General features: G+C 30.6%; 23 protein-coding genes. 16 read left to right on the top strand and 7 right to left on the bottom strand.

The window, feature by feature from the left end:
* Positions 1-16: 16 nt before the first annotated feature.
* The gene (locus ACIJYA_RS04140; protein ID WP_435087420.1) at positions 17-580 is read left to right on the top strand and encodes a regulatory protein RecX; all 564 of its coding nucleotides are present in this window, start codon (positions 17-19) and stop codon (positions 578-580) included.
* Here ACIJYA_RS04140 and ACIJYA_RS04135 read toward each other — a convergent pair.
* From ACIJYA_RS04135 to ACIJYA_RS04120, 4 genes are read right to left on the bottom strand one after another with little or no spacing between them, the layout of a single operon-like run.
* A complete protein-coding gene (locus ACIJYA_RS04135) occupies positions 567-716 on the bottom strand; it encodes a hypothetical protein (RefSeq protein ID WP_435087419.1) in 150 nt (49 codons plus the stop codon). The two genes, ACIJYA_RS04140 and ACIJYA_RS04135, sit on opposite strands and share 14 nt — an antisense overlap.
* Complete coding sequence (locus tag ACIJYA_RS04130) at positions 716-1,480, bottom strand: 3'(2'),5'-bisphosphate nucleotidase CysQ family protein (protein WP_435087417.1); 765 nt, start codon at positions 1,478-1,480, stop codon at positions 716-718. Before ACIJYA_RS04130 ends, ACIJYA_RS04135 begins: the two co-directional genes overlap by 1 nt.
* A gap of 27 nt (positions 1,481-1,507) precedes the next feature.
* Positions 1,508-2,755, bottom strand: coding sequence for a hypothetical protein (locus ACIJYA_RS04125; protein WP_435087415.1), 1,248 nt, complete (start codon positions 2,753-2,755; stop codon positions 1,508-1,510).
* The gene (locus tag ACIJYA_RS04120; RefSeq protein WP_435087414.1) at positions 2,752-2,937 is read right to left on the bottom strand and encodes a DUF3553 domain-containing protein; all 186 of its coding nucleotides are present in this window, start codon (positions 2,935-2,937) and stop codon (positions 2,752-2,754) included. The genes ACIJYA_RS04125 and ACIJYA_RS04120 overlap by 4 nt, the downstream gene beginning before the upstream one ends.
* Positions 2,938-2,978: 41 nt before the next feature.
* Here ACIJYA_RS04120 and mnmA point away from each other — a divergent pair, with 41 nt between their 5' ends.
* The 12 genes from mnmA (at position 2,979) to ACIJYA_RS04060 (ending at position 14,475) form a co-directional block, all read left to right on the top strand.
* Positions 2,979-4,097 (top strand): tRNA 2-thiouridine(34) synthase MnmA, encoded by a 1,119-nt coding sequence (mnmA, locus tag ACIJYA_RS04115; RefSeq protein WP_435087412.1) that lies wholly within the window; start codon positions 2,979-2,981, stop codon positions 4,095-4,097.
* A gap of 164 nt (positions 4,098-4,261) precedes the next feature.
* Positions 4,262-5,437, top strand: a complete 1,176-nt coding sequence (locus tag ACIJYA_RS04110) for a trans-sulfuration enzyme family protein (RefSeq protein WP_435087410.1) — start codon at positions 4,262-4,264, stop codon at positions 5,435-5,437.
* A 7-nt stretch (positions 5,438-5,444) separates the two neighbouring features.
* Positions 5,445-6,665: an MFS transporter gene (locus tag ACIJYA_RS04105; RefSeq protein WP_435087407.1), complete on the top strand. Its 1,221-nt coding sequence runs from the start codon at positions 5,445-5,447 to the stop codon at positions 6,663-6,665.
* Positions 6,666-6,669: 4 nt separating this feature from the next.
* A complete protein-coding gene (locus ACIJYA_RS04100) occupies positions 6,670-7,833 on the top strand; it encodes a chorismate-binding protein (protein WP_435087405.1) in 1,164 nt (387 codons plus the stop codon).
* Positions 7,830-8,387, top strand: coding sequence for an aminodeoxychorismate/anthranilate synthase component II (locus ACIJYA_RS04095; RefSeq protein ID WP_435087403.1), 558 nt, complete (start codon positions 7,830-7,832; stop codon positions 8,385-8,387). The genes ACIJYA_RS04100 and ACIJYA_RS04095 overlap by 4 nt, the downstream gene beginning before the upstream one ends.
* Positions 8,350-9,120: an aminotransferase class IV gene (locus ACIJYA_RS04090; RefSeq protein WP_435087402.1), complete on the top strand. Its 771-nt coding sequence runs from the start codon at positions 8,350-8,352 to the stop codon at positions 9,118-9,120. The genes ACIJYA_RS04095 and ACIJYA_RS04090 overlap by 38 nt, the downstream gene beginning before the upstream one ends.
* Before the next feature lie 3 nt (positions 9,121-9,123).
* A complete protein-coding gene (locus ACIJYA_RS04085) occupies positions 9,124-9,522 on the top strand; it encodes an HIT family protein (RefSeq protein WP_435087400.1) in 399 nt (132 codons plus the stop codon).
* A gap of 111 nt (positions 9,523-9,633) precedes the next feature.
* On the top strand, positions 9,634-10,428 hold the full coding sequence (locus ACIJYA_RS04080) for an adenylyl-sulfate reductase (protein ID WP_435087398.1): 795 nt from the start codon (positions 9,634-9,636) through the stop codon (positions 10,426-10,428).
* 33 nt (positions 10,429-10,461) lie between these two features.
* Positions 10,462-10,932, top strand: a complete 471-nt coding sequence (gene aprB, locus ACIJYA_RS04075; RefSeq protein WP_435087396.1) for an adenylyl-sulfate reductase subunit beta — start codon at positions 10,462-10,464, stop codon at positions 10,930-10,932.
* Complete coding sequence (gene aprA, locus ACIJYA_RS04070; RefSeq protein WP_435087395.1) at positions 10,932-12,791, top strand: adenylyl-sulfate reductase subunit alpha; 1,860 nt, start codon at positions 10,932-10,934, stop codon at positions 12,789-12,791. Before aprB ends, aprA begins: the two co-directional genes overlap by 1 nt.
* Positions 12,792-12,811: 20 nt before the next feature.
* Positions 12,812-13,162 (top strand): hypothetical protein, encoded by a 351-nt coding sequence (locus ACIJYA_RS04065; RefSeq protein WP_435087393.1) that lies wholly within the window; start codon positions 12,812-12,814, stop codon positions 13,160-13,162.
* 233 nt (positions 13,163-13,395) lie between these two features.
* Positions 13,396-14,475: a sulfite exporter TauE/SafE family protein gene (locus ACIJYA_RS04060; RefSeq protein WP_435087391.1), complete on the top strand. Its 1,080-nt coding sequence runs from the start codon at positions 13,396-13,398 to the stop codon at positions 14,473-14,475.
* Between the two features lie 5 nt (positions 14,476-14,480).
* On the opposite strand, the gene ACIJYA_RS04055 is transcribed toward ACIJYA_RS04060, so the two are convergent.
* Entirely contained in the window at positions 14,481-15,395 is a 915-nt protein-coding gene (locus tag ACIJYA_RS04055) for a YeiH family protein (protein WP_435087390.1), read from the bottom strand.
* Between ACIJYA_RS04055 and ACIJYA_RS04050 the strand changes: the two genes are divergently transcribed.
* Entirely contained in the window at positions 15,364-15,594 is a 231-nt protein-coding gene (locus ACIJYA_RS04050; RefSeq protein ID WP_435087389.1) for a hypothetical protein, read from the top strand. The genes ACIJYA_RS04055 and ACIJYA_RS04050 overlap by 32 nt on opposite strands.
* Here ACIJYA_RS04050 and ACIJYA_RS04045 read toward each other — a convergent pair.
* Both ACIJYA_RS04045 and ACIJYA_RS04040 read right to left on the bottom strand, forming a co-directional pair.
* Positions 15,572-16,738: a UxaA family hydrolase gene (locus ACIJYA_RS04045; RefSeq protein WP_435089260.1), complete on the bottom strand. Its 1,167-nt coding sequence runs from the start codon at positions 16,736-16,738 to the stop codon at positions 15,572-15,574. The genes ACIJYA_RS04050 and ACIJYA_RS04045 overlap by 23 nt on opposite strands.
* Positions 16,739-16,742: 4 nt before the next feature.
* On the bottom strand, positions 16,743-17,027 hold the full coding sequence (locus ACIJYA_RS04040; RefSeq protein WP_435087388.1) for a UxaA family hydrolase: 285 nt from the start codon (positions 17,025-17,027) through the stop codon (positions 16,743-16,745).
* A 115-nt stretch (positions 17,028-17,142) separates the two neighbouring features.
* On the opposite strand from ACIJYA_RS04040, the gene xsc reads away from it, so the two are divergent.
* Positions 17,143-18,927 carry a sulfoacetaldehyde acetyltransferase gene (xsc, locus tag ACIJYA_RS04035; protein ID WP_435087386.1) on the top strand — a complete coding sequence of 595 codons (1,785 nt, stop codon included), beginning with the start codon at positions 17,143-17,145 and terminating at the stop codon, positions 18,925-18,927.
* Positions 18,928-18,966: 39 nt separating this feature from the next.
* The gene (locus ACIJYA_RS04030; RefSeq protein ID WP_435087383.1) at positions 18,967-20,271 is read left to right on the top strand and encodes an NAD(P)/FAD-dependent oxidoreductase; all 1,305 of its coding nucleotides are present in this window, start codon (positions 18,967-18,969) and stop codon (positions 20,269-20,271) included.
* Positions 20,272-20,340: the final 69 nt, after the last annotated feature.

The raw sequence follows: 20,340 nt of genomic DNA, 5'->3' as shown, positions 1-20,340 counted from the left end.
TATATAAAATCTATCCATGATTCCTATAAGAAATAGAAAAAAAACACTGCAAGTAACTGTAGAAGAGATGAGAAATTTTGCATTTGCTTATGTTGAAAAATATGCCCCTTCAAAACAGCAGTTAAAGACTTATTTGTTGAAGAAATATATGAAACTTTCTTCCTCTGATGTAAGAAAAAAAGACGTCAATAAATTGATTGATATTGTTTTGTCTGATTTAGAAAAAACTAAATTTATTAATGACCAATTTTATTCTGAAAGCAAAGCAAAAAGTATGATCCAAAGAGGAAGCTCTATTAATAAAATTAGAAACTATCTAATAGGTAAAGGAATTCATGATGAGTTTATTAAAGACACTGTTGATAAAATTAAAGAAGATAATTCTGATCAAGATTTTTTTTCAGCAATAAAAATATGCAAAAAAAAAAGAATAGGACCAGCAAGAGCTGAAGATAATAGAACTTTATTTTACAAAAAAGATATTTCTTTATTAGCTAGAAATGGTTTTGATTTTGAAACCTCAAGAAAAGTAATGGATATAGAAAAAGATGAATATCTTAAAATAATTAATCTACTTTAGTTTTTGTATCTTTTTCTTCTTCAACTAAATTATTAATTTTTTGTCTTACATAGTTTTTAACAAACACAAAAACTAATAGCCCAAAAATCGAAACAGAAACTATTATAATAAGTATAATTCTTAATTGTTCATCCATTATAATATATTTTTACTTTTTAAAATTAGACTAGGATTTTTAAGATCTTTTTTTCCATACAAAATTTCATTCCCATTAAAATCTGTAACAGTTCCTCCTGAATGGACTAGTATGGCATGACCAGCGGCTATATCCCATTCATAAGCTCTCGGTTCTGCAACATAACCATCATATTCTCCTGCCGCAACCACACAAAATTTTAGTGAACTTTTCATTCTCACATTTTCAATTACACCAATCTCTTGATATATTTTTTGAATTTCTGGTTTAATTTTGTTTGAATAAGAAATAAATTTAATAGGTCTTTTATTTTCAATAACTTTATCACTTAAGTTTATAGTTTGTCCGTTAGTTAACTCAAAAGCACTTCCTTCTCCAAATGAATAAAACATTCTTCTTTTTGCAGGTGCGTAAATTAATCCTGCTGCAGGCTTGTTACCGATTATTAAACCAGCATTAATTGTGAACTCTTCAAGGTTATTTATGTAATCATATGTTCCATCTATAGGGTCAACTAACCAAAAATTTTTTAATTGAGTGTTATCTTTGTTATCAGAAGTTTCCTCAGATATAATTGGAATATCCGGTGTGATTTCAGATATATTTTTGGTAATAAATTTATTAACTTCAAGATCACCATTACTTACAGGAGTGTTGTCAGATTTTATTTCTTTTTTTAACCCTTTTTCTCTAAGTGCTATCGATAAATCGCCAGCCTTTAAAAAGGGATCTATTAATCTTTCTATTATTGTTTTTATATCCATATTATAAAAATTTATTTTAAATTACTCTCAATTATTTCCATAATATAAGCCATAAGAACTAACACCTTTATTAGCTGAAATTAGACCTTCTCGATGATTGTAAAAATTTTTAATTTCTTCTTCAGAAACACTTGAATAAACTTCTGGCATATATTTTTTTGTAAATCTTGGATGTGCTTTTATGAATTCTTTATCACCATGCTCAAAAGAATAAACATTTTCTGCATATTCAGTTTGCAAATATTCAGCTTGAGTAAGTTTAGAAATATTTTTATATTTATTAAATTGTGAACCTACATTTCTTTTTGCCCATTCTGCTGTTAATTTAAAATCTTTGAGAAGTTTGTAATTAAATTTTATGTAATCTTTTACTTTAGCTCCACGAGGAAAAGTATGTTCAAAATAATCATATCCAACAGGTCTATAAACTTCTGCTAGAATACTTGAGTAACCTGTGTATTCCCATGAATAATTTACAGTATTAGCACCTCTACTTGCGTGATTAATGTTAATACCATCTTTGTTGATAAAAGCTTGCACAACATAAATATCTTTGTGACCTTTGTCTAATAGTTCTTGGTTTTTCAATCTAAAGCCAAGCATAATCTCACCAACAGCAACTTTCATTCTAATATTTCCACAATTATTTGTACCTGTGTTTTTTGAATAAATACTTTTTAATTTTTTGATATTACATTTTCTTTTACCATGATTTAAAACTTTGAATTTTTGATCAAGGAGCTTCTGAACTAAATATTTATTGACTAATTGTCTTTCTTGTTCTGTGAAATTAATTTCATTGTACCAGACAGCATAAAATTGAGCAAAAGTACCAATTGTACTTGGAATATCATATCCAGAAACATTATATCCAATTGATTTAGTTGTTTTTTTTTCAATCATTGGGTCTTTTTTAGCTGACGCCCAGTGTAATAATATATCACCTATTATTTGAGGATTCTTATTTCCCATAAAATGTAAATAGTTTTGACAACTAAACCATATCATATGTGAGTTATCATCTTTTGGATAAGGATTTACATTCTTAATTCTATCAAAGCATTTCCATTCTTTATCGTTTCTCTCTATAAATCTTTTATTTTCAGGCATAGGTCTTTTTCTTGAATATTCTTTAAATTTTTGAAAGTTTTTTACTGGTTTCCAGTTTTCAATTACTTTAATTTCTAAAAGAGTATTAGGTAAAAGCTTTTCTTTAGAAAAAGCAAAATTACAAAATGAAATTAAACTTATTACTATTATTAATATTATTCTCATTTTGTATTCTTTTTGTTAGAGAGTTTTTCTAGATTTATTAAATTTGAATTAATAACTTTTTTACCAACATTTTCAAAATTAACAGTAACTTTTCCATTTATGATAGATTGAACTTGCCCAATACCCCAGTCTTTATTGTTTGGATTAGTGACTTTGTCACCTGGCTCATAATCTAAAATCATTTAATTTAACTTATATTGTAAATAAGTATAAATACCACCTTATGAATAAAGAATTAAACTCTATTGGAATTGATAAAAAGCCTGAGGATACCACTGTAGTTGTGGCTATGTCTGGTGGAGTAGATTCTTCAACTGTAGCCGGAATTATGAAGAATGAAGGTTATAAAGTTATAGGAATAACTTTAAAACTTTATGATGATGGAAAAGAAGTGGCTAAATCTAAACAATGTTGTTCAGGACAAGATATCATGGATGCAAAACGTGTTGCTCACAAATTGGGAATTGAACATAAAATTTTATATTATCAAGATAAGTTCAAGCAAGGTGTTATAGATAATTTTGTTGATAGTTATTTAAATGGTGAAACTCCAATACCTTGTGTTCAATGTAATCAAACAGTGAAATTTAAAGATTTATTTGAAGTCTCAAAAGATCTTAATGCAGATGCATTAGTAACCGGTCATTATGTAAAAAATATTACAACAAATAACACTAACAATATGTATAGAGCAATTGATGAAAACAGAGATCAAAGTTATTTCTTATTTAACACAACACGTGAACAATTAGATTATTTAAGATTTCCATTAGGTGGAATGTTAAAAGATAAAACAAGAGAGATTGCAAAAGAACTAGATTTAAATGTTGCGGATAAACCTGATAGTCAAGATATTTGTTTTGTACCCAACGGAGATTATGCATCAGTAATTAGAAAATTTAGACCAGACTCTTTTCAAAAAGGAAATATTAAGAATTTAGAAGGAAAAGTTATTGGTGTGCATGATGGTATTATTAATTTTACAATTGGACAAAGAAAAGGAATTAAAGTTTCTGATGTGGAGCCTCTTTATGTTTTAAAGATAAATTCAGATAATAACGAAATTATAGTTGGTCCAAAAGAAAATCTTGGAAAAAAAGACATATCTCTTAAAGATCTTAATTTATTAACTGATAAAAAAGATTTAGATCAAAATATATTTGTCAAAGTGAGATCTACAGGAAATCTTCTTGAAGCAAAAGTAGATCTAAAAGATGATAATACTGCCCATGTTAATTTGACCAATCCTGAAGATGGTATTTCACCGGGGCAAGCATGCGTATTCTATAGCAAAGATCAATATGGCCATAGGGTTCTTGGGGGTGGTTGGATTAAAGAATAGAGGAATTATTTCTTCTTGTTTTTTCTCTTTGCTCTTCTCTTTTTAGAGCCTTGTTTTCTTCGGCCTCTATGTTTCTTTGGGTAACTCATTTAATCCTATTTATTAATTTTATTGACGTTTTTTACGGGATATAGCATTGTCTTCTAAACATATCAAATTTTATTATGAGCAATTCTTTTAAAACATTTTTAAAACATACCGCAAAAGACTTTCACAATCAGTCTGTTAATCCACCAATTGTCAGAGCATCAACGATTATATTCAAATCGATGCAGGATATTAGAAAAACTCAAGATAAAGCAAAAAAAAACCCTACAGGTGGACATTTTGATTATGGAAGACAAGGGACATCAACAACACATATATTACAACAAATTTTATCAAAGCTAGAAGAAAGCTATTTTACCTTTTTAACTCCCACAGGTTTTGGAGCAGTTTTTCTTGCAATTTTTAGTGTTACTAGACCAGGTGACGAAATAATTGTAGCTGATCCAGTTTACAGTCCAACACGTTTACTTTCACAAGATTTTCTAAAAGAATTTAATATTAAAACTACATTTTATGATCCTCACGATCTTAAGACATTAGAAAAAGCTATTACAAATAAAACAAAATTAATTTTTGTAGAAAATCCAGGAAGCAACACATTTGATTTTCAAGATCTTGGTAAAATTATTTCTATAGCAAAAAAACATAAAATTTTAACTGCAATTGATAATACATGGGGAACTCCATATTTTTTAAAACCTATTAAACTTGGTTTTGATATGTCTATTGTATCTGCAACAAAATATTATTCAGGTCATTCTGATGTGATGGGGGGAAGCTTAGCTGTTAATAAAAAAGTTTTTGCTAAAGTTAAAGCTGCAGAAAAAGTTACTGGTTTAAGATTAGGACCTGATGACGCTTATTTGATAACAAGAGGGTTAAGAACTTTAGATGTTAGATTAGATAGACATAGAGAGAATGCCAAAAAAGTTGCAGAATTTTTATCTAAATTTAGAAATATTAAGTTGCTATATCCATATAAAAAAGATTCTTACAATTTTAGAATGTGGAAGAAATATTATTCTGGAGCATCAGGTTTGATGGGACTAAGAGTTAAAGCTAAAAGCGAAAAATCAGTGGTTAAATTTGTGAATAATTTAAAACTATTTGGCCATGGTTATAGTTGGGGTGGGTTTGAAAGTTTAGCTTTACATCAAAATATAAGAGAACAAGGAAATAGAAGTTACTTAAAATTAGAAAAAAATGAGCATATTGTTAGATTACATATCGGACTTGAAGATCCTAATGATCTTATAGCTGATATCAAACAAGCACTTAAACATTTAAAATAGATTTTAAATGTCATCTGAAAGATTCATAAAAAATAAAACAGTTTTAATTACTTTGTTATCAGCCTGTTCAATTGTAATTATTTCTCTTGGGATAAGGCAAACTTTTGGAATGTTTTATTTTGATTTCTCAACTGATTTAGGAATAACCCTGTCTCAATTTGGGTTTGCTCTCGGACTTCAAATGTTACTTTGGGGAGTATTTGGACCTTGGTTTGGAATAATCACTGATAAGTATGGCGGACATATAGCTGTATTAATTGGTTTTGTATTTTATTTATTTGGTATTTTGATGCTTTATTCTCAATTTAATACAGGGCTATACTTTGTGACAGCAATTGGAGTTTTTATAGGAATTGCTCTTGGTGGCACAGCAATCAGTATCCCTGTCTCAGTTGTTGCTAAACATTTTCCTCAATCCAATAGAACTTTAGCTATGGGAATAGTTACAGCTTCAGGCTCATTTGGTTTTTTTGTTTCCCCAATCTTTACTAGATATTCTTTGGTTGAATTTGGATGGGAAAATACTTTGTTATTTTTCGCAGTGTTTGTGTTTATTGGATTAATTTTAGCATTCCTTCTAACTACACCTAAAGATGTGGTAGGTGGAAAAATTGATGACAAGCAAACTGCAACTGAAGCACTTAAAGAGGCTTTTGATAATAAAAGTTTTATTTATCTAATTTTAGGTTTTTTTGTATGTGGCTGGCACATTACATTAGTTGCAACACATATACCTGTATACATAAACGATCGAGGTTTGCCTGAGTGGTGCACTGTTACGATTTTATCAATGATTGGATTGTTTAATATTTTTGGAACATTAACATCTGGTTATCTTGCTCAAAAATTTAGTAAAAAATTGATATTAAGTGTAATTTATCTAACTAGAGGTTTAGTGATTGCTATATTTATTTTTTCACCACCGAGCACATTCATGGCTATTTTTTTTGGAATTACATTCGGTTTTTTATGGCTTTCTACGGTTCCCCCTACGATGGGATTAGTAAGCTTTATATTTGGAACAAAATATATAGGCTTATTGTATGGCATAGTATTTTTAAGTCATCAAATAGGTTCTTTTTTTGGAGCTTACTTGGGGGGAGTTTTTCATGATTATTATGGTTCTTACGACTATGCTTGGTACATTTCTATCGCATTATCAATTTTTGCAGGTTTGATACATTTACCAATTATTGAAAAGCAGGTTAAAAGATTACAAACTACTTAATAAATTGACAAAAAATTATTTACTTAACGAAATCAATAGTTCCAATAAATCTTTTATTTTATATAAAAGTAAAAAAGGTTTTGATCTCTATTCAGATTTTTCAAAAAAGATAGTTCTCAACAATAAAAACATTAATAAATTTTTAAACAAAAAGTTAAAAATTAGAAAAAAATTAAAAGATACAGATTTGTTTATTGGATTTTTTGGCTATGAAATTTTGAACAACCTTATAGATGTTAAGCTTCCTAAACAAAAAACTATCAATTTTCCCAAAGGAATTTTTTACAAACCAGAGACCAAAGTAAGTCTAAAAGACAATTTATTTTATAAATCTAATAGTGACAAGAAAGTAGATAAAAACTTTAAGATCAATATTAATCAAAACACATACAGCAAAATTTTTAATAGATTTAAGAAAAAAATAAGATCTGGTGACACTTATCAGATTAAAATATGTACAAAATACAAGAATAAATCAAAAATTGATCCTTTAGATTTTTTTTGCAGACTTGCTAAATCGAATTTGGCACCTGAGGCATTTATGATTAAAGATAAGAATTTCTCAATTATAAGCTGCTCGCCTGAAAATTTGATTACTAAAAATGGCTTATCTATTTCAACCAAACCAATTGCTGGAACTTTGAGAAAAACAAAAAAAATTAATAAAACAAAAGCTTTAAATTTCTTTAGAAACAATATTAAAGAAACCAAAGAGCATAACATGATTGTTGATATGGAAAGAAATGATCTTTCAAGAATATGTGTTCCTGGGAGTGTAAGATTAAAAAATGAAAAATCCGTTGAAGAATATAAAGACCTTTATCATTATGTAAGTTTAATTTCTGGTAAGCTCAAAAAGAATGTCAAAAACATAGATATCATAAAGGCTATGATGCCAGGTGGTTCAGTTATTGGTTGTCCAAAAATAAATACTCTCAATCTTTTAAATAATCAGGAAAAAGAAAACAGAAATATATACACAGGAAGCTTTGGTTTTATTAAATTTAATGGTGATATGAGATTCAATATTATTATTAGATCTATTTTAAATTATAAAAATATTTCTGAGATCTCTGTTGCCTCAGGTGTTGTAATTGACAGTAATGCAAAACATGAATTTAATGAAAATTTTATTAAGGCAAAAGCACTAATAGATTTATACAAATGATATATGTAATTGATCATAAAGACTCGTTTACACATAATGTGGTTCATCAATTTTCATTATTTGATGATGTTGTGTGCGATGATTTTAGCAAAATTGATAAATTTAAATTAAACCAAGCATCTACAATTGTTTTTTCACCAGGACCTGGTTCACCAAAAGATTATCCTACATCTTCAAAAATTTATAAAAAATTTAAAGGTAAGAAGAGAATAATAGGAATTTGTCTTGGATTTCAGCAAATATTATTTAGTGAAGGGGCCAGTATAATTGAGCAAAGTAAAATTTACCACGGTTTCCAATCAGAAGTATTAGTGAATAAATCAAGCAAACTATTTAATACTGGACAGAAATTTAAGGTCGGTCGATATCATTCTTTAAAATTGAAAGAACCTTTCAAGGCAGAAAATTTTGACATAACGATGAGATGTGTTATTTCAGGAGCCGCAATGTCATTTGAAAATAACATTGATAAAATTTATGGATTTCAATTTCACCCAGAATCTTTTTTAACTTTAAATGGTAAAATACTTATTAAAAAAATCTTATCAGCTTAAAGATCTTAAGGAAATTGAATTTAAAGATCTTTGGGGCGATCATGGTGTATTTACTACCATGTGGATTTTTGGTTCTCCTCCAAGAATTCTTTTTTTTAAAGATCATATTAATAATTTAATTAAGTCTACCAAAGCTTATTCTATTATAAAGGTATCTATAAAATCTGATATTTTAAAATTAATTGAAGAAAATTTAGACAACAAAATTAAATACAACCATCTGTTAAGAGTTGCTCTCAATAAAAATACTTTATCGATTTCTTTGCGTAAAAGAATTAAGCCTAAGTTAAATTTTAATTTAAAATTAGTTAATTTAAAGCGACAAAAACCAGAATTTAAAAATTTGAAATATAAAGAAATTTTAAAACATTTATCAAAACTTGATAATTCTAAATCAGATATTGGATTGTGTTCTAACAAAAAAATTCTTGAAACAGGAACATCGAATATACTTTTTGTAAAAGATAAAAAAATTTTTTCACCAATAAATAAATTTTATAAGGGAATTACTTATAAATTTTTTAAGGCAAAAATTAAAAAAATTATAAAAAAAGATATTTTAATAAATTCCTTAAATGAATTTGACGAAATTATTTTAATTGGTTCAGGAAAAGGAATTGCTTCAGTCAGAACAATTAATCAAATTAATTGGAAAAGAAAAGAATTCAAAATTTATAACCAACTATTAAAACATTACAATTCAGCTATAAATAATTGTCCAAAATATAAATAAATTATGAGAGATCCTAATAATCCTTGTTTGTTTTGCAATTCTAAGGCTAGTGGTATAGCGCATGAAAATAATTTAGCATATGCAAGTTATGATACTTATCCTGTTTCAAATCATCATTGTCTAATAATTCCAAAAAGACATTTAATTGATTATTTTGAACTAACCAATGAAGAGTTAATCGCATGTAATGATCTAATTAAAAAAATTAAAGAAGAAATTTTAAGTAAAGACAAAACTGTAAAAGCTTTTAACGTGGGAACCAACGCTGGTAAAATTGCAGGCCAATCAATTATGCATTGCCACATTCATTTAATTCCAAGAAGGGAAAATGATGTTGAGAATCCCCAGGGTGGTGTAAGGTCAGTGATCCAAAAAAATCAACACTACAAGCGTAAAATTTAAATTATAGGTTGTTATTAAAGACAAATTGCTCAATAGTTAGGGTTGATCTGGGGAAATATCTAGATTAGAAAACTCATTAAATAATTCATAAAAATTTAACACAAGGGTAAAATGTTAGAGACTAATCCATTTTCAATACTAGCAGAGACGGTATCTCCATTTGCTATGCAATCCTTCATTATCGCAATGATTGCATTAATTGCACTAGGTACAATCATTCAAATGATACATCATAAAAATTTGACGTATTTTTTAAATAATGCAAAAAAAGCCAAGCTTCAAGCAACTAGAGAAATAGGAGCTGGTGAAAAAGCATCTATAATAGCAAAAACAACTGTTGTTGATATTGGTACTACCGCTGAACTTGGATTTGGAAAAAGAAGATTATCCCATGTGCTTGGTATGTATGGCACAATTATTTTTTGGGTGTCATCAGCAGTGTTGGTATTTTGTTATACAGGTGCTGATAAATCATCATCATCTATGTGGTCAATGTTATGGCATGTTGGTGCTATTTTGACATGTGTTGGTGGATATTGGTTTTGGTTTTTTTTAAGAGTTGATGTTTCGGCAGAAGCTCATCCTTGGTATAGAATAATTAAAGCAGATTTATTTGTATTAGCATTATTAGCATGTTCGACTTTTGGACTAGCTTGGTCATATACTCAATCTAATGGTCAGACAGAACTTTCTTTCTTATTTTTAGCTTTATTTGTTGTTTCAAATTTAGTTTTATTTGGAGGAGTTTACTGGTCAAAATTTGCTCACATGTTTTACAAACCTGGTGCTGCAATACAAAAAAATCTAGCTGAAGCTGATGGGTCTAGAGATAATTTACCACCACCAGCAGATGCGCCTGAACAGTTTGGTTTAGGTATTAAAAGAGAACAACCTAAACATTATTAATTATGAAAATTTTAAATAAGGAGAGAAAATAATATGTCAACATTTGTATACATGACTAGATGTGATGGCTGTGGTCATTGCGTAGATATTTGCCCATCAGATATAATGCACATTGATGAAAATATTAGACGTGCAAAAAACATTGAACCTAATTTTTGTTGGGAATGTTATTCTTGTGTAAAAGCTTGTCCTAATCATGCTATTGATGTTAGAGGATATGCTGATTTTGCTCCAATGGGCCACAGTGTTAGAGTAAGAAGAGAAGAAGAAAAAGGAACCATTTCTTGGAAAATTAAATTTAGAAATGGAACTACAAAAGATTTTGTTTCACCAATTACAACTAAACCATGGGGAAAATTTATTCCAAAACTTGCAGATGGTGATAAACCAAACCAAGGCGAAATTAATTCTCAAAGATTATATACAGAACCGCAAGGTCTTAATATTGATGGAGAACTACCAGTTGTTCCAAAAGATTCATTTAAAAAAGGAGTTTACTACTAATGGCTAAACATAAAACACATTACGAAGATTGCGATGTTCTAGTTGTTGGTGGTGGTATGGCTGGAACTGGTGCTACTTTTGAAGCTAGACACTGGGGAAGAGACATGAAGATTATTTGTGTTGAAAAAGCTAATATCGATAGAAGTGGTGCTGTTGCTCAAGGTCTTTATGCAATTAACTGTTATATGGGAATGCAGTGGGGTGAAAACCAACCAGAAGACCATGTAAGATATGCAAGAAATGATCTAATGGGAATGGTTAGAGAAGATTTGGGTTATGATATGGCTCGTCACGTAAATTCAACAGTTCACATGTTTGATGAATGGGGTCTTCCAATGATGAAAAATGAGGAAACTGGTAGATATCTTAGAGAAGGTAAGTGGCAGATAATGATTCATGGTGAAAGTTACAAGCCTATCGTTGCAGAAGCTGCAAAAAAGTCAGCTGATAAAATTTACAACAGAATTATGATTACTCATTTATTGATGGATGAGTCTCAAGAAAACAGAGTAGGTGGTGCTGTTGGATTTAATATGAGAACTGGTGATTTCCATGTGTTTAGAGCAAAAGCTGTAATAGTTGCGGCTGGTGGTGCTTCTCACATATTTAAACCAAGAGCTGTTGGTGAAGGAATGGGAAGAACTTGGTATGCTCCTTGGAGTAATGGTTCAGCTTATGCTTTGCCTATTGCTGCTGGAGCAAAAATGACACAAATGGAAAACAGAATTGTGTTATGTAGATTTAAAGATGGGTATGGACCAGTTGGTGCATATTTCTTACATTTAAAAACTTATACTCAAAATGCTAATGGTGAAAACTATGAGAAGAAATGGTATGACCAAACTAAAGAGCTTGTTGGTGAATATATTGATCATCATCCTACTCCAACTTGTTTGAGAAACCATGCATTTATTCAAGAAACTATGGCTGGTGGTGGACCAATTCACATGGTTACAACTGAGGCATTCCAAGACCCTCATTTAGAAACTGTTGGTTGGGAAAACTTTTTAGGTATGACAGTTGGTCAAGCAGTTGTTTGGGCATCTCAAAATATTGATCCAAAATACACAAATCCAGAATTAACAACATCTGAGCCATACGTAATGGGTTCTCATGCTACATGTTCAGGAGCTTGGGTTAGTGGTCCAGAAGATTTATCTCCACCAGAATATTTCTGGGGATATAACAGAATGCTTACAATTGATGGATTGTTTGGTGCAGGTGATACAGTAGGTGGAAGTGCTCATAAATTTTCATCAGGTTCTTTTACTGAAGGTAGATTAGCTGCTAAAGCTGCAGTTAAATACATTGAAGACAAAAAAGCTGAAGGTTTAAAGGTTTCTGATAATCAATGTGAGGATTTTAAAACTAAAGTCTATAAACCACTTGAAACATATACAGTTGCTCAAAATGAAATTACTGGAGGAACAGTATCTCCAAGTTACATTTCACCAATTCAAGGTTTACAGCGTCTACAAAGAATTATGGACGAATATGTAGGTGGAATTGCGACTAATTATATGACAAATGCTAACATGCTCAAAAGAGGTTTGGAGCTTTTAGCTTGGTTAGAGGAAGATCTTGAAAATGTTGGAGCTGAAGATTACCACCAACTGATGAGAGCCTGGGAGTTAAAACATAGAGCTCTTACTTCTCAGTGTGTAACAGAACATACAATGTTTAGAGAAGAAACTAGATGGCCAGGATACTATTACAGAGGTGATCATATGAAACTTGATGATGATAATTGGCATTGTTTGACTGTTTCTAGAAGAGATCCTAAAACTGGTAAGTTTAGTATGGAAAAAGTTCCCGTCTACCATATAGTGGATGAGAATGAGAAGAAAAAAGCTTCTTAACAAGACTTTAAGTCAACAACATGGATATATTGTCAAAGACAGACGATGAGGTTTATGAGATAGCTAAACCCATCTGGGATAATTTGGTTAAATCATCAAATCTTAAAGATTATGGTGGTTTTACTAAAGATTTTTCAACTCAAATGTTGTTTGGAGCCAATGAGGTAGAACTCGGCAAGCAGTGGGCCAACAACAAAATAATAACCAATTTAAAAGAAACATTTGAACCATTTGGTTGTCTTAGAAGAGGTGTTCATGTGACTGTCTTAATCAAACAGACGAACAAAGAAATCTCAGGAGAATTTCTTGGAAGACTAGTTTTAGGTGAGGAGGATGGCGCAATCAAAGTCTTTGGTGCTACCATCTATTAAATAATAAAAATTATAAAGAATTAAAATAATTGTTTGACAAATATTCCTGCGGGTGTATTGACGCAGTTAATGCAACTTTCTAACATAAAAATCATAAATAAAATTACAAATCTAAAATCTGTTTTAATAAAAACTGGTATATTTATGAGCCTAGCCGCTTATTGGGGTGTTATTTTAGTTGGAACTTTTATCACATTTAACTAAGTTGTTTTTAAACAACTGTTAATTTTTTTATGGAAGTATTTTTACCAATAGCTCAAGTATTTGTTAATCCAATTGAAATACTTATGTTAAGTGCAATCGTTGGAGTTCTCTCAGGGTTGTTTGGTGTTGGTGGTGGATTTTTAATGACACCATTTTTAATTTTCTTAGGTGTTCCCCCAGCATACGCTGTTGCCAATGAAGCTAACAATATACTTGCAACGTCTGTTTCTGGATCAACAACCCATTATTTAAAAAATACTTTAGATTACAAAATGGGTTTAATGATTGTTGTGGGTGGTACTATTGGAACTTCTTTAGGAATTTATACATTTTCATATTTTAAAGGAATTGGTAAAATTGATACTGTAATTTCTTTAGCTTATATGTACATACTAGCAATCATTGGTACATTAATGCTTGTTGAAAGTTTGGGTGAGATCGACAAAGCAAAAAAAAATCTTTTAATTAAAAAAAAATTACACGTTCATTATTGGATACATGGTCTTCCATTAAGAATGAGATTTCCAAAATCTAAATTATATGAAAGTGCTTTTACACCAATTATAATTGGTTTAATGGTAGGCTTTATTGCAGCTATTATGGGTATTGGTGGTGCTTTCATTTTGGTTCCTGCAATGATTTACATTATTAAAATGCCAACAAAATTAGTTCCAGGTACTTCGCTATTTGTAACAATTTTTGTAAGTGTCATAGTTACATTTTTACATTCATTCAATTATGGATCTATAGATCTGTTGTTAGTTGTGATGTTGGTCGTTGGATCAATTGTAGGTGTTCAAATCGGACAAAAACTAGGTGAGAAAATTGATAGCTCAGGCTTAAGAGCTTTACTAGCGATTTTATTATTAGTGGTTGGTATTGCTATTGCTTATGACTCATTTTTTGCTGAACACGTAGAAAGTGAAATTAACATGGTGTCAGATGCTGATTTAAATTTCTTTTCATTATTCATTCAACAATTTTCTATAGAAATGCCTTTCTTTTATGGACTGTTTTCGATTATGTTTGCAATTTTTCTGGGTGTTAGCGCTGCTTTTATAAGACGATTTTTTTCAAATTTAAGAAAAAAATTATTTTTGAAATCTTAGATTTACTAAATAAATTTAGTTAAAGTTTCAATATATATAAGACTTATAAATCCGACTGTTACTGCTGCTATTAAACCTACAACAAACGGTTTGTAGCCCATCGACTTTAATTCACCTAAATTAATTGAGATACCTACAGCAGCCATAGCCATTGTTAAAAATACTGTAGCTAAAGTTTTTAAATATCCAATTAAATTTATCCAAAGATCGTAACTGTTGTTGTTAGGTGTAAAGAGTTGGTCGCCAATATTTCTTAAAATAATCATTCCTATGAAACCAATTACAAAATAAGGAAAAATACTCAAAATAGAGTAATTTTGGCCTTTTAACTCACCTCGATTATACAAAAATGCAAACAAAGGTATTAGAATTACTAAAAAAGTATTTCTTATTAGCTTTGTTACAGTTGCAACATTTAATGTTTCAGGACTATTAAATTGCTGATCATAAATTAGCCCAGCTGCTGCAACTTGAGAAGTTTCATGAATTGATGTTCCTAAAAACAAACCAATTTTTAAAGCATCATTATCAAAATACCATTCTGCAAAATAAGGATAAATAATCATTGCTATTACACCAAACAATGTGATGTTTGCTATTGCGTAAGCTACTTCTGATTTTTTTGCATTAATAACTGGTGCTGTCGCAACAATGGCAGTTGCCCCACAAACACTTGTGCCTATAGCTATCAAATAAGACATTTTTGATGAGATAGGTACTTTCTTAATCAATAATTTTACAAGTATTAACACACCCACAATGCAACAAATGATTAAAGGAATAGCGATTGACCCAAATTTAATAAGTTCTTCAAAACTTAATCTTATTCCTAAAAAAATAATTCCTAATTTTAAAATATATTGTTGAGTAAAATCTAATCCAATCATCATGCCTGGTCTTGGAGTAAATGCATTACCCATTAAGATACCAAGTAATATTGCAATGAGAACTGTTGAAATCGGACTTTTAGGAGTTCCAAAAATTTCTATAGCTAAGACGTTATTTATTCCCTGTGAAAATAAACAAAATACTAAAGCTAAAATAACACCTGGTATGATTGACTTTAAGTATTGGAAATTAATAGGCACAAAAGATTTTATGCACTTCTGTAAAGCTTAGTCATCACAAATTCTTTGTGACCTAAAGCTTCAGCGCAAGTTAATCTTCCATTAGCAACTCTCAAAGTAGTTTTGATTAATTCATCTCCAGCTTGAGACATATTCATTTCACGAGTTAATATTTTTGAAACGTCGCAATCAATATGTTCACCCATACCTTTTACAGTCAATGGATTAGCTGTAAGTTTAACAACTGGCTCAATTGGGTTACCAACGATATTACCTTGACCTGTTGGAAACAAGTGAATGTTAAATCCTGCTGCTGCTTGAAGTGTAACACACTCTGCTGCTGCTGAAGAGGTATCCATAAAGTACAAACCTTTACCTTTAGTTGGTTCTTCTGCTGGTTCCAAAACATCTATAAATTTACAATTTCCAATTTTTTGGAAGTTTCCAAAAGCTTTTTCTTCAATCGTAGTTAAACCACCAGCAATATTACCTGCCGTTGGTTGGCTTTCTGAAAGATCATCTGTTGCTTCTTTTAAAATAAAATCATTGTAAGAGTTCCAAGTTTTCATGAATTTATCTGAAGCCTCAGGAGTTGCACCTCTGGTTGCACAAACTTGTTCTGCACCTGTTAATTCTGAAGTTTCACCAAAACATAAATGAACACCCATCGGCTCTAGTTTGTCCATTAAATTTCCAACTGTTGGGTTTGCAGCTAATCCAGATGTTGTATCAGATTCACCACATTTTACAGAAATCCAAAGATCACTCATTGGACATTCTTCTCTTTGTTTTTCTGAAGCCCACATTACAAATTCTTGAGCTTTTTTTGATGCTTTCATTGTAGTACCAATGTCTCCAGTACGCTCAATGTGAAATCCTTCAACTGGTTTTCCAGTTTTAGCAATCCCATCTACAATTTTTTTAGTCCATTTTGGCTCAATACCAATAACTATTACTGCAGCAACATTAGGGTTACATCCAGTTCCAATCATAGTTCTAAAATGAAGTTCTAAATCTGCTCCAAATTGTAGTCTTCCATATGAATGGGGTAGAGCGATTGTTCCTTTAATATTATTTGCTACAGCTTCAGCACATGCATTAGATATGTCATCAACTGGTAGAATGATTACGTGATTTCTTGTACCAGCTCTGCCATTTTCTCTTTTATAACCTAAAAAACTTTTTGGAATTTCCATATTATTACCACTTCTTTGTTTTAACATTGTGAACATGAACGTGTTCACCTTTTTTAATTGATTTAACCACTTTACCTATATCATGACCATATTTAAGGATTGTGTCACCCTCATTAAGATCAATCATAGCAATTTTATGTCCTAAAGGGATTTCATCTACTGATTGAATATTTGTTGAACTGTCATCTTCCATTATCCAGCAAGCACAGTCTTGTTTTGGAGTGATTTTTTCAATAACAACTACTCCTACGTTGTCTTTTTTATCATGAATTATAATGTCTGTAGCCATATTTATTGTGTCGATTTGTTTGTTTGAAATTTGTAAAATCTTATATATTAATCGCAAAAATTAACAAACGATTTTTAAATATTTTAAATTTACACTTTAGAGGAGTTCTAGTTTTATGACAAAGATGACAACAGAAGAAGCTTTTGTAAAAGTTTTACAAATGCACGGAATTGAACACGCATTCGGAATTATTGGATCTGCTTTTATGCCAATTTCAGATATCTTTCCAGATGCTGGGATAACTTTTTGGGATGTTGCTCATGAAACTAATGGTGGATTAATTGCAGATGGTTACACAAGAGCCACTGGTAAAATGTCAATGGTAATTGCACAAAACGGACCTGGAATTACTGGATTAGTCACACCTATTAAAACTGCATACTGGAATCATACTCCATTGTTATTAGTTACACCTCAGGCTGCAAATAAAACTATGGGACAAGGTGGTTTTCAAGAAGTTGAGCAGATGAATTTATTTAAAGATATGGTTTGTTATCAAGAAGAAGTTAGAGACCCTTCAAGAATGGCAGAGGTTTTAAATAGAGTTATTGAAAAAGCAATTAGAGGTTCAGCCCCAGCACAAATAAATGTTCCAAGAGATTATTGGACACAGGTAATTGATATTGACTTACCGCCAATCGTAAGATTGGAAACTCAAGGTGGAGGAGTAGATGCAATTAAAAAAGCTGCAGACTTATTATCTAACGCAAAATTTCCAGTAATTTTATCAGGCGCAGGTGTTGTAATTGGTGGAGCTATTGAAGATTGTAAAAAACTTGCTGAAAAATTAGATGCACCAGTTTGTTCTGGATATCAACACAATGATAGTTTTCCAGGAAGTCACCCATTAGCGGCTGGCCCATTAGGATATAATGGTTCAAAAGCAGGAATGGAATTAATTCAAAAAGCTGACGTTGTATTAGCATTAGGAACAAGACTTAATCCTTTTTCAACTTTACCAGGTTATGGAATGGATTACTGGCCAAAAGAGGCAAGTATCATTCAAGTAGATATGAATTCAGATAGAATTGGTTTAACCAAAAAAGTTTCAGTTGGAATTTGTGGTGATGCAAAATTAGTTGCGCAACAACTCTTAGCTCAACTTTCACCAACAGCAGGTGATAATGACAGACAAGCAAGAAAAGATATTATTCATCAAACTAAATCAGCTTGGTTACAAAAATTATCAAGTCTTGATCATGAGGACGATGATGAAGGTACAGTTTGGAACGAAGAAGCAAGAAAAAGAGATTCAGATAGAATGTCTCCTAGACAAGCTTGGAGAGCAATTCAAGCAGGGATGCCTGAAGATGTTATTATCTCAAGTGACATTGGAAACAACTGTGCAATTGGTAACGCCTATCCAACATTTGAAAAAGGAAGAAAGTATTTAGCTCCAGGATTATTTGGTCCTTGTGGTTATGGCTTCCCTTCAATTTTAGGTGCAAAAATCGGTTGTCCAGATACTCCGGTAATAGGTTTTGCTGGTGACGGTGCTTTTGGTATCAGTATGAATGAAATGAGCTCATGCGCTAGAGAAGAATGGCCAGCAATTGCAATGGTTATTTTTAGAAATTATCAATGGGGTGCTGAAAAAAGAAACACAACCCTTTGGTTTGATGATAATTTTGTTGGAACAGAGTTAGACCCAGAATTAAGTTATGCAAAAGTTGCTGATGCATGTGGATTAAAAGGAGTTTCTGTTAGAACGATGGAAGAAACTACAGCAGCTATCAAGCAATCTTGTGAAGATCAAAAGAAAGGAATTACAACATTTATAGAAGTAATTCTGAACCAAGAGCTTGGTGAACCATTTAGAAGAGATGCAATGAAGAAACCAGTTAAAGTTGCTGGTATCAACAAAGCTGACATGAAAAAACAACCTTCTTTAAACTCTTAAGAACTTTAAAATTTATACCAATTATCGTACAGTCACTTCATGGAAGTGACTAACGATAATGGTTGTAGTTGGGTTAAAGATTTAATTCATCGAACAAATGTTAAAACACTTCAATCAAATGAGGATTGTGAATGGTTAGTAATTGGAGCAGGTTACACTGGGCTGTCTGCTGCAAGAAAATTAGGTCAATTACATCCAAATCAAAGAATTATACTAGTTGATGCTCAATTAGCAGGTGAGGGTGCTAGTAGCAGAAATTCAGGATATTTGGTTGATACAACACTTAATGATGGTTTCACTTCAAACAAAGAGCTGGATAACTATAAAAAAAAAGCTGATATTTATGAATTAGGAATAAAAATTGTTAAGAAATTTATAAACGAACATCAAGTAGATTGTGATTGGAATGAATGTGGAAAATATTTTGCATCTTCAAAAAGAGAAGATGAAAAAATTTTAAGAAACTTTTCTTATACTCTTACAAAATTAAATTTTGAACATAATTTATTATCTAATAATGAATTATCTAAAAGACTAGGTACTAATTTTTATAATATAGCACTTCATACCAAGGGTGGAGTTTTATTGCATCCTGGAAAACTAGTTAGAGCAATGGTTGACGTATTACCAAAGAATGTTTGTTTATATGAAAATTCATCATTAATAAGTTGGAATAAAACTAAAGATATAATCTCTTGTGAATTTAAAAATGGTAAAATTAATACTAAGAAAATTATTTTTGCTACAAATGGTTTTTTGAAATCATTAGGAATAAAATCAAACTATAATTTTCCAATTACTTTAACTGCAAGTATGACAAGACCATTAACTGATGATGAATTTAAAACTATTGGTCAACCAGAAGAGTGGGGCGTGCTACCTGTAAGACCAATGGGCGCTACAATTAGAATGACTAATGATAAAAGAATTTTGATACGAAATACAGCAGAAGTTCACAATCCTTTTAAAATGAAAAAATCAGATCTAGAGATAAGATCAATTAATCAAAGAATTGGTATTAAAAAAAGATTTCCACAATTACCCGAAGATATAATTCAGTCATCATGGTCTGGCGTTGTATCTAGAACAAGAAACAGTTCACAAATATTTGAAAAAATTGACAATAATGTTTTTGTTGCTGGTTGTTATAATGGCTCAGGTATTGGTGTGGGTACTTTATTTGGTGAACAAATTGCTATTAAAGCAAGCGAAGAAAACACAAAAGAAATAGAAACTATAGAAGCAAGAAATAAACCTACTTGGTTACCACCTCAACCATTTCTGAATTTAGGTGTTAAAACGCGTCTTATTTATGAACGTTTAAGAGCTAGGTCAGAAATTTAAAGAACAACCAAGTCTAATTTTTGTTTACCTAAATTAATCTTCTTAAGTGTGATGAAAAAATTTTAAAGA

The sequence above is a fragment of the Candidatus Pelagibacter bacterium nBUS_29 genome, from assembly GCF_051200905.1.
Classification (GTDB): Bacteria; Pseudomonadota; Alphaproteobacteria; order Pelagibacterales; family Pelagibacteraceae; genus Pelagibacter.
This window is presented reverse-complemented; position numbering and strand designations above follow the sequence as displayed.

Bases quoted from the DNA above. Each gene is read 5' to 3' on its own strand.
- aprB (WP_435087396.1), top strand. From the start codon at position 10,462: ATGTCAACATTTGTATACATGACTAGATGTGATGGCTGTGGTCATTGC.
- ACIJYA_RS04085 (WP_435087400.1), top strand. From the start codon at position 9,124: ATGAGAGATCCTAATAATCCTTGTTTGTTTTGCAATTCTAAGGCTAGT.
- ACIJYA_RS04110 (WP_435087410.1), top strand. From the start codon at position 4,262: ATGAGCAATTCTTTTAAAACATTTTTAAAACATACCGCAAAAGACTTT.
- ACIJYA_RS04030 (WP_435087383.1), top strand. From the start codon at position 18,967: ATGGAAGTGACTAACGATAATGGTTGTAGTTGGGTTAAAGATTTAATT.
- ACIJYA_RS04135 (WP_435087419.1), bottom strand. From the start codon at position 716: ATGGATGAACAATTAAGAATTATACTTATTATAATAGTTTCTGTTTCG.
- ACIJYA_RS04065 (WP_435087393.1), top strand. From the start codon at position 12,812: ATGGATATATTGTCAAAGACAGACGATGAGGTTTATGAGATAGCTAAA.
- ACIJYA_RS04125 (WP_435087415.1), bottom strand. From the start codon at position 2,755: ATGAGAATAATATTAATAATAGTAATAAGTTTAATTTCATTTTGTAAT.
- ACIJYA_RS04040 (WP_435087388.1), bottom strand. From the start codon at position 17,027: ATGGCTACAGACATTATAATTCATGATAAAAAAGACAACGTAGGAGTA.
- ACIJYA_RS04095 (WP_435087403.1), top strand. From the start codon at position 7,830: ATGATATATGTAATTGATCATAAAGACTCGTTTACACATAATGTGGTT.
- ACIJYA_RS04130 (WP_435087417.1), bottom strand. From the start codon at position 1,480: ATGGATATAAAAACAATAATAGAAAGATTAATAGATCCCTTTTTAAAG.
- ACIJYA_RS04140 (WP_435087420.1), top strand. From the start codon at position 17: ATGATTCCTATAAGAAATAGAAAAAAAACACTGCAAGTAACTGTAGAA.
- ACIJYA_RS04120 (WP_435087414.1), bottom strand. From the start codon at position 2,937: ATGATTTTAGATTATGAGCCAGGTGACAAAGTCACTAATCCAAACAAT.
- xsc (WP_435087386.1), top strand. From the start codon at position 17,143: ATGACAAAGATGACAACAGAAGAAGCTTTTGTAAAAGTTTTACAAATG.
- mnmA (WP_435087412.1), top strand. From the start codon at position 2,979: ATGAATAAAGAATTAAACTCTATTGGAATTGATAAAAAGCCTGAGGAT.
- ACIJYA_RS04090 (WP_435087402.1), top strand. From the start codon at position 8,350: ATGGTAAAATACTTATTAAAAAAATCTTATCAGCTTAAAGATCTTAAG.
- aprA (WP_435087395.1), top strand. From the start codon at position 10,932: ATGGCTAAACATAAAACACATTACGAAGATTGCGATGTTCTAGTTGTT.
- ACIJYA_RS04050 (WP_435087389.1), top strand. From the start codon at position 15,364: ATGCCTGGTCTTGGAGTAAATGCATTACCCATTAAGATACCAAGTAAT.
- ACIJYA_RS04060 (WP_435087391.1), top strand. From the start codon at position 13,396: ATGGAAGTATTTTTACCAATAGCTCAAGTATTTGTTAATCCAATTGAA.
- ACIJYA_RS04105 (WP_435087407.1), top strand. From the start codon at position 5,445: ATGTCATCTGAAAGATTCATAAAAAATAAAACAGTTTTAATTACTTTG.
- ACIJYA_RS04045 (WP_435089260.1), bottom strand. From the start codon at position 16,738: ATGGAAATTCCAAAAAGTTTTTTAGGTTATAAAAGAGAAAATGGCAGA.
- ACIJYA_RS04055 (WP_435087390.1), bottom strand. From the start codon at position 15,395: ATGGGTAATGCATTTACTCCAAGACCAGGCATGATGATTGGATTAGAT.
- ACIJYA_RS04080 (WP_435087398.1), top strand. From the start codon at position 9,634: ATGTTAGAGACTAATCCATTTTCAATACTAGCAGAGACGGTATCTCCA.